Source organism: Lysobacter sp. OAE881 (assembly GCF_040546665.1).
GTDB classification, from domain to species: domain Bacteria; phylum Pseudomonadota; class Gammaproteobacteria; order Xanthomonadales; family Xanthomonadaceae; genus Lysobacter_J; species Lysobacter_J soli.
Map to the genome: position 1 here is coordinate 2,506,283 of NZ_JBEPOG010000001.1, position 12,851 is coordinate 2,519,133.

The following is a 12,851-nucleotide window of genomic DNA, read 5'->3' on the forward strand; positions in this document are numbered from 1 at the left end:
TGCTTCAGCGGAACCGGAACGGGCCCGGACGCCAGCCCGTATCGGAATAGCGCCGCACCGGGCCGTAGCCGCTGCTGCCGCCGAACCCGGTCCCGAACCCACTGCCGAAGCCGCCGCGGAAGTCGCGATTGCGGCGCTTGTGCATGCGCTCCTGGAGTTCGTCGCGGCGCCCTTCCAGCCAGTCCGCGCGACCGACGCTGGCGGGATCGAGCTTGCGGCGCTCGGCTTCGCGCTGGCGGAAGTCGCAGAAGTCGTCGTAGGCCTCTATCTCGTGGCGCAGCTCGCGCGCGCAGAGCTCGATCATGATCGCGTCGTCGATGAAGCCCAGCACGGGCACGTTGTCGGGAATCGCGTCGCCCGCGGAAACGAAGTACGCCAGCGCGGAACGCACGTTCGCCGCGTCGGCCTCCGACAGCGCCCAGCCTTCATCGCGAAGCATCGCGATCAGCGAATCCAGCATCAACAGGCGGTCTTTGACGAACTGCGGCGGGTTGCTCTGGCTCGCCTTGGTGGCGAGCTGCGTTGCCGCTTCGACGACTTCGGCGTTGCTCTTGTCCGATGCTTCCTTTCGGGCCGACTCGACCACGCCGGCAAAGTGCTGCAGGTCCTCGTCTGAAAGATCGATGTTGATCGTCAGCGGCATGGCACGGACTCCCGAGGCTGGGGGAAGGCTGTTCAGCCTAGGTCCGGGAATGTTTCGACGGCGTCAAGCCCGCCGCGCCAAGAGCGTCCCCGGGAAGGATCCTGAACGAAACGGACCGAGTCGACTTTCCTCAGATTTCTCTGGTCGGCAGCGGCGAGCGGGAGCTCTACTCTCTCGTCCTCCCCCGCACGCAACGCGACGGCCGCTCGATGCACGCCTCCGTGACTATCGCGATATTGTCGACGCCGCTCGCCGGACGCGCAGGCAGTCGCGTCGGTTTGAGGCTTCGCGTCGGGATCCCTCGTCAGCGGTGCGGTTCGCGTGGATGGCGCTGGGATTCCGTCTTGGGAGTGTCCTCGTCGCCTTCTGCGATGGATGCGAGCACGTGCCGCTCCACGCACGAAACGGGCACACCGAGCATTGCCGCGATCTCGCTGGTCGAACGGCCGCGTTCGAACATCCGGGCAATTTCGCGCCACAACACGGGCTCGTCCAGATGCGCGGCGTATCCGGCGATCGCCTCGGTGAAGCTTGGGCTCACGACGGTATCGCCCTGCTCGACGGCACGGATCGCGGCATGCAATTCCAGCGCGGGGGCGGCCTTGTCGATCAAGCCGCGCACGCCCGACTCGAGCAGCGCACGCAGGATCACCCCGTTCGACATCGTCGTCAGCATGATGACCGGCAGTTCCGGCCACTGCGACCGGATCCCGTGAACCATTTCGATGCCATCGACCTGCGCGTCGACCGGCATCGCGTAGTCGCACACCAGCAGGTCGCACGGCAGTTCGTGCAGCGCGGCGAGCAGTTCATCGGGCGATCGCGCACGCGCCACCACCGTCGCGCCTGTCGCCGCCACCGCGGCGCCGACGGATGCGAGCACCGGCAGGTGGTCGTCCGCGATTACGACACGTGTATGCATGGTCCAGCCGTTCCTCCGACAGCCCGCGCAGTGTGCGCTCCGCCGGCCTCACCGGCCATCGGATTGATCCGGAACCGGCCCAGGCCTTACGCCGCGACGCCTGCCGCTCAGGTCAGACCGTTCTCCCGCGCGTACGCATACAGCTCCGCCTCGTTCTCCAGGCCCAGCTTGCGCATGGCATCGATCTTCTGCCGACTGATGGTCTTCAGGCTTCGATCCAACTGCTGGGCGATCTCTGTTACCGTCAGCCCCGACGCCAGCAGGCGGATGATCTCGGCTTCACGCGCACTTAACGTGCCGCGACCTCGACGCTTGCCCATCGCGTCCAGTTGCCGCCGCAGGCCAGGCGAGATGAACACCCGGCGGTTGGCCGCCGACTTCACGGCCATCGGGAGGATTTCCATGTCCTCGGTCTTTTCAACGACGCCCAGAACGGCCGCGCGCAGCAGCGAGTCTAGGATCCCGACATTCCCGATCATCGTCATCACGACGATCGGCAGCAGCGGATGGCGTTCGCGCAACTGCCTGATCATTTCAGCGCCATCGGGCGACGTGCTGTTGGGCATCGCGAAGTCGGTCACCACGACATCGCAGGTTTCGTTCTCCAACGCCGCCAGCAGATCGTCGCTGGTACGCGCTTCTCCCACCACAGCGATCCCGCTCGCTTCCAGGATCGCCCGCGCACCGCGAAGTACGACAGGATGATCGTCGGCAAGGAACACTCGCAGGTTCATGGGGGATCGCCCGCCGGGACAGGAATTTCCGGGGGGATAGGATATCCCCGTGCCCGCATGCATGCACTGCTGGCGATGTTCCGTCGTGTCGCATGCCTGCTGCTTGTGCTTATCGCAAATCTCGCGCATGCAGCGCCTATCGAACTCACCGATGAAGAACGCGAGTGGCTGCGCACGCATCCGACGATCACGGTCGCGATGTACACCGGCGGCTGGCCACCGTTCGAGCGATACGAAAACGAAACACTGACCGGCCTCGCGCCCACATATCTCGACGACGTCGCACGACAGCTGGGTGTGAGGATCGCAGTGCGTGCGTATCCGTCATGGGAGGACGCCTTTGAAGGCGGCTGTCGGCGCGAAGTCGACGTGCTGATGAACGTCTCGCTCGTACCCGAGCGAACGCCGTGCCTGGTGTTCACGGCCTCCTACATAGAAGCGACACCGGTCGCCGTAGGGCCGGCGACACGCGGCGATCTGCTGTCTCCCGACCGGCTCGCGTCGGCGCGCATCGCAGTCGAACGCGGCGCCTCGGTCGAACGCGCGGCGCGAGCCCGGTTTCCCGGCGCGGGCATCACCGCTGTCGTCAACGCGCAGGAAGGTTTCGAGGCCATCCTGCATGGCAAGGCCGACGTTTTCATAGGCAACCCCTACGTCGCACATGCCGCGCTCGCGACCGACGCGTGGCCGTCGCTCGCGGTGCTCGGCCCGATCGACCTGCCTGCCGACACCCTCCATTTCGCCGTACCCGACGATCGAAAACCCCTCGCGAGCATGATCGACAAGGCGCTCGCCCGCATCACGCCGCAACGGCGGCTCGCATACGAACGCAAGTGGCTCGGCGCCTCGTCGTTGCCGATCCTGCGCGCCGGTCGCGTTCCGCTGACGCATGATGAGGAGCTGTGGCTCGACCAGCTGCGGCCGCCGCGTATCGGCTATTCGAGCGATTGGGAGCCCATCAGTTTCCGAGGCGATGACGGGCGCATGAGCGGCATCGCCGGTGAGTACGTCCAGATGATGCACGACAGGCTCGGCCTTGGCGTGGGAAGGGAGTTCCCGGGCACGACCGAAGCCCTGCGCCAGCGCATGCGCAGTGGCGAAGTGGATCTCGTGCCGCTGCCGGCGGGAGCGCCACACGGCCCTGACTGGGCCCTAACGTCCGCCTTTACCCGCGTTAGCCTCGTGATCGTCATGCGCACCAATGCCCGGCCGATCAGCGCGCTGGATGATCTGGACGGAAAGCGCATCGCCGTGTTGGGTCCTGCGCGCACCAAGCGCGTGATCGGCGAAGCGCCCAACGCGATCGTCGTTCCGGTCGCCAGCATTCCAGCCGGGTTGAAGGCGGTCGAGCGCGGCGAAGCGGATGCGTACGTCGGCGACATGATCTCGGCGGATCGGCCGCTACGACGTGGCGAATACCCCACGCTGCGCCTGGCCGCGCCGGCGGGTTTCGATGAGGATCTCGTCTTCGCCGTCCGTGGCGAGTACCAGCCGCTCGTTCCGCTGATCAACCGGATGCTCGCGGCGTTGAGTGCCGAGGAGCAGCAGCGCATACGCTCGGGATGGCTGGAAGTGCAGGTCTCCAGCGGCGTGAAATGGCGGACCGTAGCCATCGGCTCGGCCCTGGCGGCGCTGCTGCTCGCGGTGCTCGCCTTCGCCTGGCTGCGCACGCGCACGGAAATCCGCCGACGCGAGAAGACCGACAGCCTGATGCGCGATCTCACGCGCAACCTGCCCGGCGTGATCTTCAAGCTCACGCGCGATGCCGCGGGCGTTTTCCGCATGCCCTTCATCGCGGGCAACACGCTCGCGCTGTTCGGGAAGGATCACGCCGAACTCTCCGAACATCCGCGCGAGGCGTTCGCATCGCTCGTGCACGAAGACGACCGCGCGCGGCTGCTGGACGCACTCGAGGCATCCTTCGCAAGCCTCGGCGCGATCGAGCTGGATTTCCGCACCGTAACGCCCGCGCCGGATCGCTGGATCCGCATGAGCACCGTCGCGCGGCGGCTCGACGACGGACTGGTGCACTGGAGCGGCTACTGGGTCGACGTCACCGCGTCGCACCGGCAGGCGGACGCGCTGGAGGCGGCGAAGCGGTCGGCCGAAAGCGCCGCGCTCGCACGCGCCAACTTCCTCGCCGCGATGAGCCACGAGATCCGCACACCAATGGCCGGCATCAACAGCATCATCGAGATCCTGTCCCGCAGCGAGGTCAACGACGACCAGCGCTAGCTCATCGGCCTGGTGGAGGATTACGCGCAGGCGCTGCGTACGATCCTCGACGACGTGCTCGACATGTCGCGCATCGAGGCGGGAGCGATCGAACTGGAACCGGTCGAGACCGACCTGCGCGTGCTCGTGTCGAACTCGATCGAGCTGGTGCTGGACCTCAGCCGTCGCAAGCAACTGCGCTGCCTCTGCCATATCGATCCGACGCTGGCTGGCCTGGTGGTGGCCGATCCCACGCGGCTCCGGCAGATCCTGCTCAACCTGCTCAGCAACGCGATCAAGTTCACCAGCAGCGGCTATGTGGCCGTGTCGCTGGTAGTGCTTGGCAACGGCGACGATGAGCAGACCTTGTGTCTGAGCGTTACCGACTCCGGCATCGGCATTCCGCAGTCCGAACAGGGCAAGCTGTTCCAGCCGTTCAAGCAGGCCGACGCGAGCACCACACGCACGTATGGCGGCAGCGGACTGGGGCTGGCGATCTCCCGGCGCCTTGCCGAACGCATGCAGGCCGCACTCGAACTGGAAAGCACGCCGGGCGTCGGCACCCGCATTTCGCTCACACTGGAGGTCGAGGTCGCAAGACATAGCGCGTCCGATCGCGTGCTCGCCGGACGCAACATGCTCGTGCGCAGCGATAACGCCAATGTTGCTGACGCACTCACCTCGACCCTGCAAGCGTTCGGCGCGTGTGTAGTGACCGACCCGTCGAAGGGGGACCTGATCCTCTCCGACGCTCCGCCCGACTCGACCTCGCCCGCGCGCTACATCCCGTTGGTGGATGACAGCCCCGACGCGCCACGAACGGCCATCGTCGTCGAGCCGCTGCTTCCCACGCACGTGCAACGCGCGTGCGCGCTGGCGCTGGGCGACGGCGCACGCGTTGAAGCATCCCGAAGCACGACGATGGCCGCCCATGCCGGACACATTCTCGTAGCCGAGGATCATTCGACCAATCGCCTGCTCGTGCAGCGGCAACTGCGCGAACTCGGCTTTCGCTGCCGCGTGGTGTCGAGCGGCGAACAGGCGCTCGCGGCGCTGGCGACCGAGCACTTCGATCTGCTCATCACCGACCTGCAGATGCCGGGAATGGACGGTTTCGCGCTGGCGCGGGCGATCCGAACCGCCGAGGCCGCCGAAGGACGGGCACGCCTGCCGATCATCGCGCTGAGCGCGGGCGTACTGTCGGAAGACGAAGCGCGCTGCCGTGAGGTCGGCATGGACGGCCACCTGCGCAAGCCCATCGGACTCGACGAGATGATGCGCGAACTCGAGCGCTGGCTTCCGCGCCAGCCCGCTGCGGACCTCGACGATGAGGCGGACGTCACCGATCCTGATGCGATCGTATTCGACACGAGCGCCGCACCGTCCAGCCCCGCTCCGCCGTTGGAGCCGTCTCTCGAACCGCTCGACCTCGCGATGCTGACCCGCAGCTTCGGCTCGCGCGAAACGGTGTGCCTCGTCGCAGAGGATCTGCTCGCAAACCTGCCCGGCGACCTGGACGACCTGCGACGTTCGAACGAGGAACGCGACGCCGAGCGGATGGGCCGTGCCCTGCACCGGATCACCGGCGCGCTTGGAACGTTCGGCTACCGCAACCTGGCGGCGGACCTGCGCATCGCCACGCGCACCGCGGAAACCGGAACGTTGGTATCGCCGGACGAGATCACGCGCTTGCTGCAACGCGTGAATGGCACGTTGTCCGAACTCGGCGAGTTCGTGACGAAGAGCAAGGCCGGCGTCGATTGAACCGCCGGCGTATCGCGAACCGTCAGGCCACGGCTTCGCGATGCACGACGACCAGCTGCACGGCTTCGCCACCGCGGTAATCGTCGGTTTCCAGGCGGTAGGCAATACGCACGCGCGGCGGTGGAGCGAGGCCACCCCAACCGCCGAACTCGATCGCGTTGAGCCGACGCCCGGCCAGGCCAAGTTCGAGCTTTAGGTGCCGCTCGCCGACCACGCGCCAGCCCAGCACGTCGAACTCGCCATCGAACTGCGGTTCGGCGAAGCCCTGCCCCCACGGCCCGCCGTCGCGCAGCGCTTCGGCGCTGGCGCGGCAGAACTCGTCGGCGGACAGCTCGCCGTCGCTCAGCAGTTCCGCCTGCAGCAGCTCAGGCGTCAGCAACGTGGCGGCGGAATCGCGAAACGCCTCGGCGAATGCGGCGAAGGCCTCCATGCGCAGCGACAGTCCCGCCGCCATCGCGTGGCCGCCGAAGCGCTCGATCAGGTGCGGATGCCGCGCGTGCACATCGGCGAGCGCGTCGCGGATATGGAAACCCGGGATCGAACGAGCCGAACCACGCAACGATTCGCTACCGGGCTCGGCCGGTGCGAACGCGATGACCGGTCGATGCAGCCGCTCCTTCATCTTCGACGCCACGAGACCGACGACGCCCGGATGCCATTCGGCGTCGAACAGGCAGATCGCCGCCGGCGGTGCGCTGTCGCCCAGCGCGACGCGGGCGAGCGCGCGTTCGGCGTCGTCCGTCATCTGCTGCTGCACGGCGCGGCGTTCGCTGTTGATCTCGTTGAGCGTCGCGGCGATGTCACGCGCGCGTGCAAGGTCGTCGGTGAGCAGGCATTCAATGCCCAGCGACATGTCTTCCAGGCGCCCCGCCGCATTGAGGCGCGGCCCGACGGCGTAGCCGATGTCGGTCGCCGTAAGGCGGGCGGGATCGCGCTGCGACACCTCGATCAGCGCACGCAGGCCGGGCACTGCCCTGCCCGGCTCGCAAGCGCCGCAGGCCCGCGGCCACGAGCGCGCGATTATTCGCATCGAGCGGCACGACGTCGGCCACCGTGCCGACCGCCACCAGATCCAGCAGCACCTGCAGGTCGGGTTCCTTCCCGGCGAAAGCGCCGCGCTCGCGCAGATGCCGGCGCAACGCCAGCAGCACGTAGAACATCACACCGACGCCGGCGAGGCACTTGCTCGGAAAGGCGTCGCCACGCAGGTTCGGATCGACGATGGCGTCAGCCGGCGGCAGGTGTTCGCCCGGCAGGTGGTGGTCGGTAACCAGCACCTGCCAACCGCGCGCCTTCGCCGCCGTGATGCCGGCATGGCAGGCGATGCCGTGATCGACCGTGACCAGCAGGTCGGGCTGCAACGCGGCGAGTTCGTCCACCAGCGCCGGCGAGAGGCCGTAACCGTGCACGATACGGTTAGGCACGGCGTGCGACACGCGCTTGGCGCCGAGCATGCGCAGCCCGCGCACGCCGACGGCGCAGGCGGTGGCGCCATCGCAGTCGAAATCTCCGACGACGACGATGTGGCGGTCTTCGGCGATCGCCGTGGCGAGTAGCGCCGTCGCCGCGTCGAGGCCGCCAAGCAATTCCGGCGGATGCAGCTGCGCGAGGCGCGGCTGCGCGAGTTCGGGCGTCGTCGCGCCGCGCGACGCGTACAGGCGACGCAGCAGCAATGGCATCGAGTCGGGCCAGAGGCCGGGGTCGACGCAATCGCGACGACGTAGTCGTGCGACCGGCTTCATGCGGCCCCGTTGACGGCGGTCGCGCCGACGAATGACATCAGCGGGCGGCGCCAGAAACGCCAGCGCTGCGAGCGCGCGATCTCGTAACGCGCGCCATCGTCGAAATCGAAACGCAGCTGCTTCAGTTCGCCACGCACCAGCGCGCTCAGGAGCGGCGCGAACCAGCTGCGTTCGAGCACCGCGAGATCGCGCGCATCGCGCAGGTCGATCAACGTATTGCCGTCTTCAACGCGTCCGCTCCATGACGCTGCCTTGGACGCGACCTCGACGCCGGCCAACGCAGCAAGCGCACTCACGCTCTCGTCGTCGCTCATGATGTGCGTGTAGTCCGAGCGCACGTGGTCCGGCAGCGCACCCGCGCCCCAGAACCATAGCGAATTGACCGGGGCGAGCCCGGCAGCGGCGCGCTGCGCATTGAGCGGGTGATTGTGCAGGACGACCTGCGCCTCGCTCAGCAGCGCACGCCAGCGGCGGCCTTCCGGCCCCTGCGGCAGTTCGTCGACGAGGTCGGCGCCAAGGGCCTGCTCCGGCGAAGTGAAGTCAGGCAGCTTCGCGCCGATGGGCAGTTGCAGATACCAGCGCGTCGGCACCGGCGCGTCGATCGGAAACCCCGCATCGCCAAACAGCGGCTTGAGCGGCTTGAGCAGCGCCGCGGCGTCCTGCGCGGTCAGGCCGAGCGCTTCGCCATAGGACAGCAGGCGCGCGCCGTTGATGTCGGGACGAACGTAGGCCGGGTCGGCACGAAGCCAGGCGGCGTTCGCCGCATCGCCGGCATCGCGCTGGCGCGCCGCCGCGGCGACGGGCCAGCCACGCGGCAGCACATCGAGCACGTTCGACAGCTGATCGCCGCTCCGTTCGCTGCGATCGCCGCGCGCGAGCGCCCGACCGGTATCGGCAGACAGGCGCTGGCCGCCGAAGCGTTCGCGCGGCGGCAGCAGCAAGGTGATCATCGAAAGGGAATCAGCTGGCGTAGCTGACGCCGACGATCTCGTATTCGCGCGTGCCACCAGGCGCGTCGATGGTGATCGTGTCGCCTTCGTGCTTGCCGATGAGCGCACGCGCGACCGGCGACGAAATGGCGATCAGGCCGAGTTTGATGTCCGCTTCCAGGTCGCCGACGATCTGGTAGCGACGCTCTTCGTCGGTCTCGGTGTCGGCCAGCTCGACCGTGGCGCCGAAGACGACGCGCGAGCCGGCATTGAGCGAGGCCACGTCGATGACCTGCGCATGCGACAGCTCGGATTCAAGCTGCTTGATGCGGCCTTCGATGAAGCCCTGCTGCTCGCGGGCGGCGTGGTACTCGGCGTTTTCCTTGAGGTCGCCGTGCGCGCGCGCTTCGGCGATCGCGTTGATCACCGCCGGGCGCTTGACCGACTTCAATTCTTCCAGCTCGGCGCGCAGACGCTGCGCGCCCTGAAGGGTAATGGGTGCTCGCATTGCTTGTTCTTCCTGTGCGCCGGGCGCGGGAGCCCGGCGGTGGCGATATGCGGATTCTGTATCAGATGGGCGCCGGGGTGAACCCGCCCGGCGGCCCCGCCGGCGACCCGGGCGCGATTCGCGACCCGGGCGGCCGATGCAGGGCTCAGGCGCCCTGCACTTCCGCGTGCAGTTCCTGCAGCGACCAGACCGGGCCGGTGCCGCGGTATTCCAGCGAGTTCACAAGTGCACGCGCGCCCGACACGGTGGTCGAGTACGTGACGCGATGCTGCAGCGCCTCGCGGCGGATCGAGAACGAATCGTTGATCGCCTGGCGACCCTCGGTGGTGTTCACGATGTAGGCGATCTCGCCGTTCTTGATGAGGTCGACGATGTGCGGACGGCCTTCGGTCACCTTGTTGATGCGCTCGCAGGCCAGGCCGTTCTCGGTGAAGAACCTGTGCGTGCCTTCGGTGGCCACCAGCGTGTAGCCGCGCTTGACCAGGTCCTGCGCGACCGGCAGCACGCGCTTCTTGTCCGGATCGCGCACCGACACAAACACCTTCCCGCCTTCCGGCAGCGCCTTGATGCCACCGGCTTCCTGCGCGCGCGCCATTGCGGCGCCAAAGTTGCGGCCGACGCCCATCACTTCGCCCGTCGAGCGCATTTCCGGCCCAAGGATCGGATCCACGCCCTGGAACTTGGCGAACGGGAAGATCGCTTCCTTGACCGAGTAGTACTCCGGCACGATTTCCTTCACGGCGCCCTGCTCGGCCAGCGTCTTGCCGACCATGCAGCGCGCGGCGATCTTCGCCAGCGCCATGCCGGTGGCCTTCGACACGAACGGCACGGTGCGCGAGGCCCGCGGGTTCACTTCGATCAGGTAGATGGTCTCGCGGCCTTCGTCGTCGAAGGTGATCGCGAACTGCGTGTTCATCAGGCCCACGACCTTCAGCGACTTGGCCAGCGCGACGACCTGCTCGCGCAGCTTGTCCTGCACGGCCGCGCTCAGCGAGTACGGCGGCAGCGAGCACGACGAGTCGCCCGAGTGCACGCCGGCTTCCTCGATGTGCTCCATCACGCCGCCCACGAGCACGTTGCCGTCCTTGTCTGCGATGACGTCGACGTCGACTTCCACCGCGTTGTCGAGGAAGCGGTCCAGCAGCACCGGCGAGTCGTTCGATACCTTCACCGCATCGCGCATGTAGCGATGCAGGTCGGCGTCGGCGTGGACGATTTCCATCGCGCGGCCGCCCAGCACGTAGCTCGGGCGCACGACCAGCGGGTAGCCGATCTGCGAGGCGAGCACGATGGCTTCCTCCGGATTGCGCGCGGTGCGGTTCAGCGGCTGCGCCAGGCCGAGGTCCTGCACCAGCTTCTGGAAGCGCTCCCGGTCTTCGGCCAGGTCGATGCTGTCCGGCGAGGTGCCGATGATCGGCACGCCGTTGGCTTCCAGCGCGCGCGCCAGCTTCAGCGGCGTCTGGCCGCCGTACTGCACGATCACGCCCTTGGGCTTCTCCAGATCGCAGATTTCCAGCACGTCTTCCAGCGTCAGCGGCTCGAAGTACAGGCGGTCGGAGGTGTCGTAGTCGGTCGAGACGGTTTCCGGGTTGCAGTTGACCATGATGGTCTCGAACCCGTCCTCGCGCAGCGCCAGCGCCGCGTGCACGCAGCAGTAGTCGAACTCGATGCCCTGGCCGATGCGGTTCGGGCCGCCGCCGAGCACGATGATCTTGTTGCGGTCGGTCGGCTCGGCCTCGCACTCGTCTTCATAGGTCGAGTACATGTACGCGGTGGTGGTGGCGAACTCCGCCGCGCACGAGTCCACGCGCTTGTACACCGGACGCACGCCGAACGCGCGGCGCAGCGTGCGCACGGCGGTTTCGTCGGTGCCGGTCAGCTGCGCGATGCGCGCATCCGAGAAGCCCATGCGCTTGAGTTCGCGCATGCGCGTCTTGTCGAGCGACGACAGCCCGGCCGCCGCGACGTCCTGCTCGGCGGCGATGAGTTCCTCGATCTGGTCGAGGAACCACGGGTCGACGAACGACAGCGCGTGCACGTCTTCCACGCTCATGCCGGCGCGGAACGCGTCGCCGATGTGGAACATGCGCTCCGGACCCGGCTCCTTGAGTTCGCGACGCAGCTTCGTCAGATCGTCTTCGCTGCCCAGATCGAGTCCTGTGGGGTCGAGGCCGACCTTGCCCGTTTCCAGCCCGCGCAGCGCCTTCTGCAGCGATTCCTGGAACGTGCGGCCCATCGCCATCACTTCGCCGACGGACTTCATCTGCGTGGTCAGGCGCGCGTCGGCCTGCGGGAACTTCTCGAACGCGAAGCGCGGGATCTTGGTGACGACGTAGTCGATGCTCGGCTCGAACGACGCCGGCGTGAGGCCGCCGGTGATCTCGTTCTTCAGTTCGTCCAGCGTGTAGCCAACGGCGAGCTTCGCGGCGACCTTGGCGATCGGGAAGCCCGTCGCCTTGGACGCGAGCGCCGAGGAACGCGACACGCGCGGATTCATTTCGATGACGACGACGCGGCCGTTCTTGGCGTTGATGCCGAACTGCACGTTCGAGCCGCCGGTGTCCACGCCGATCTTGCGCAGCACGGCGATGGAGGCATCGCGCAGGCGCTGGTATTCCTTGTCGGTGAGCGTCTGCGCCGGCGCTACGGTGATCGAGTCGCCGGTGTGCACGCCCATTGCGTCGAAGTTCTCGATGGAGCAGACGATGATGCAGTTGTCCGCCTTGTCGCGGACCACTTCCATCTCGAATTCCTTCCAGCCCAGCACCGATTCCTCGACGAGGATTTCGTGCACGGGCGAGAGTTCCAGGCCGCGCTTGGCGATCTCCTCGAACTCTTCCTTGTTGTACGCGATGCCGCCGCCGGTGCCGCCGAGCGTGAACGAGGGGCGGATGATGGTCGGGTAGCCGACCTTCGCCTGGATCTCGATCGCCTGCTCGAAGTTGCGGGCGACTTCGGCCTTCGGGCATTCCAGTCCGATCTCGGCCATCGCGACGCGGAACAGCTCGCGGTCCTCGGCCATGCGGATGGCTTCGCGCGAGGCGCCGATCAGCTCGACGTTGTACTTCTCCAGCACGCCGTTGTCGGCGAGGTCCAGCGCGCAGTTGAGCGCGGTCTGGCCGCCCATCGTCGGCAGCAGCGCGTCGGGCTTTTCCTTCGCGATGATCTTCTCGACCGTCTGCCAGTTGATCGGCTCGATGTACACGGCGTCGGCCATGTTCGGGTCGGTCATGATCGTGGCCGGGTTGCTGTTGACCAGCACCACGCGGTAGCCCTCGTCGCGCAGCGCCTTGCACGCCTGCGCGCCGGAGTAGTCGAACTCGCAGGCCTGGCCGATCACGATCGGGCCGGCGCCGATGATCAGGACGGTTTTGATGTCGGTGCGCTTGGGCATG

8 protein-coding genes and 1 pseudogene are annotated in these 12,851 nt (G+C 67.3%); 2 read left to right on the forward strand and 7 right to left on the reverse strand.

Going from position 1 to position 12,851, the window contains the following annotated elements; genetic code table 11:
* Nucleotides 1-4 precede the first annotated feature (4 nt).
* The 3 genes from ABIE51_RS11575 to ABIE51_RS11585 form a co-directional block, all read right to left on the reverse strand.
* The gene (locus ABIE51_RS11575) at nucleotides 5-643 is read right to left on the reverse strand and encodes a YkvA family protein (protein ID WP_115841530.1); all 639 of its coding nucleotides are present in this window, start codon (nucleotides 641-643) and stop codon (nucleotides 5-7) included.
* Between the two features lie 304 nt (nucleotides 644-947).
* Nucleotides 948-1,565, reverse strand: coding sequence for a response regulator (locus ABIE51_RS11580; protein ID WP_192630847.1), 618 nt, complete (start codon nucleotides 1,563-1,565; stop codon nucleotides 948-950).
* A 107-nt stretch (nucleotides 1,566-1,672) separates the two neighbouring features.
* A complete protein-coding gene (locus tag ABIE51_RS11585) occupies nucleotides 1,673-2,299 on the reverse strand; it encodes a response regulator (RefSeq protein ID WP_192630848.1) in 627 nt (208 codons plus the stop codon).
* Between the two features lie 57 nt (nucleotides 2,300-2,356).
* Between ABIE51_RS11585 and ABIE51_RS11590 the strand changes: the two genes are divergently transcribed.
* Together ABIE51_RS11590 and ABIE51_RS11595 are read left to right on the forward strand one after the other, a co-directional pair.
* Nucleotides 2,357-4,534, forward strand: coding sequence for a transporter substrate-binding domain-containing protein (locus ABIE51_RS11590; RefSeq protein ID WP_192630849.1), 2,178 nt, complete (start codon nucleotides 2,357-2,359; stop codon nucleotides 4,532-4,534).
* Nucleotides 4,535-4,546: 12 nt separating this feature from the next.
* Nucleotides 4,547-6,277 carry a hybrid sensor histidine kinase/response regulator gene (locus ABIE51_RS11595; RefSeq protein ID WP_192630850.1) on the forward strand — a complete coding sequence of 577 codons (1,731 nt, stop codon included), beginning with the start codon at nucleotides 4,547-4,549 and terminating at the stop codon, nucleotides 6,275-6,277.
* Between the two features lie 22 nt (nucleotides 6,278-6,299).
* Here the strand turns inward: ABIE51_RS11595 and recJ are convergent.
* The 4 genes and pseudogenes from recJ to carB all read right to left on the reverse strand — a co-directional run bounded on the left by recJ (nucleotide 6,300) and on the right by carB (nucleotide 12,850).
* Nucleotides 6,300-8,019 (reverse strand): annotated as a pseudogene (gene recJ / locus ABIE51_RS11600) (single-stranded-DNA-specific exonuclease RecJ).
* The gene (locus tag ABIE51_RS11605; protein WP_192630852.1) at nucleotides 8,016-8,969 is read right to left on the reverse strand and encodes a phosphoglycerate mutase; all 954 of its coding nucleotides are present in this window, start codon (nucleotides 8,967-8,969) and stop codon (nucleotides 8,016-8,018) included. Before ABIE51_RS11605 ends, recJ begins: the two are co-directional and overlap by 4 nt.
* A gap of 10 nt (nucleotides 8,970-8,979) precedes the next feature.
* Nucleotides 8,980-9,456 (reverse strand): transcription elongation factor GreA, encoded by a 477-nt coding sequence (gene greA, locus ABIE51_RS11610; protein WP_192630853.1) that lies wholly within the window; start codon nucleotides 9,454-9,456, stop codon nucleotides 8,980-8,982.
* Nucleotides 9,457-9,601: 145 nt separating this feature from the next.
* Nucleotides 9,602-12,850 carry a carbamoyl-phosphate synthase large subunit gene (carB, locus tag ABIE51_RS11615; protein WP_192630854.1) on the reverse strand — a complete coding sequence of 1,083 codons (3,249 nt, stop codon included), beginning with the start codon at nucleotides 12,848-12,850 and terminating at the stop codon, nucleotides 9,602-9,604.
* Between the last annotated feature and the right edge of the window lies 1 nt (nucleotide 12,851).

What these genes read in the sequence shown, in the direction of transcription:
- ABIE51_RS11575 (WP_115841530.1), bottom strand. Translation starts at nt 643, where the DNA reads ATGCCGCTGACGATCAACATCGATCTTTCAGACGAGGACCTGCAGCAC.
- ABIE51_RS11580 (WP_192630847.1), bottom strand. Translation starts at nt 1,565, where the DNA reads ATGCATACACGTGTCGTAATCGCGGACGACCACCTGCCGGTGCTCGCA.
- ABIE51_RS11585 (WP_192630848.1), bottom strand. Translation starts at nt 2,299, where the DNA reads ATGAACCTGCGAGTGTTCCTTGCCGACGATCATCCTGTCGTACTTCGC.
- ABIE51_RS11590 (WP_192630849.1), top strand. Translation starts at nt 2,357, where the DNA reads ATGCATGCACTGCTGGCGATGTTCCGTCGTGTCGCATGCCTGCTGCTT.
- ABIE51_RS11605 (WP_192630852.1), bottom strand. Translation starts at nt 8,969, where the DNA reads ATGATCACCTTGCTGCTGCCGCCGCGCGAACGCTTCGGCGGCCAGCGC.
- greA (WP_192630853.1), bottom strand. Translation starts at nt 9,456, where the DNA reads ATGCGAGCACCCATTACCCTTCAGGGCGCGCAGCGTCTGCGCGCCGAG.
- carB (WP_192630854.1), bottom strand. Translation starts at nt 12,850, where the DNA reads ATGCCCAAGCGCACCGACATCAAAACCGTCCTGATCATCGGCGCCGGC.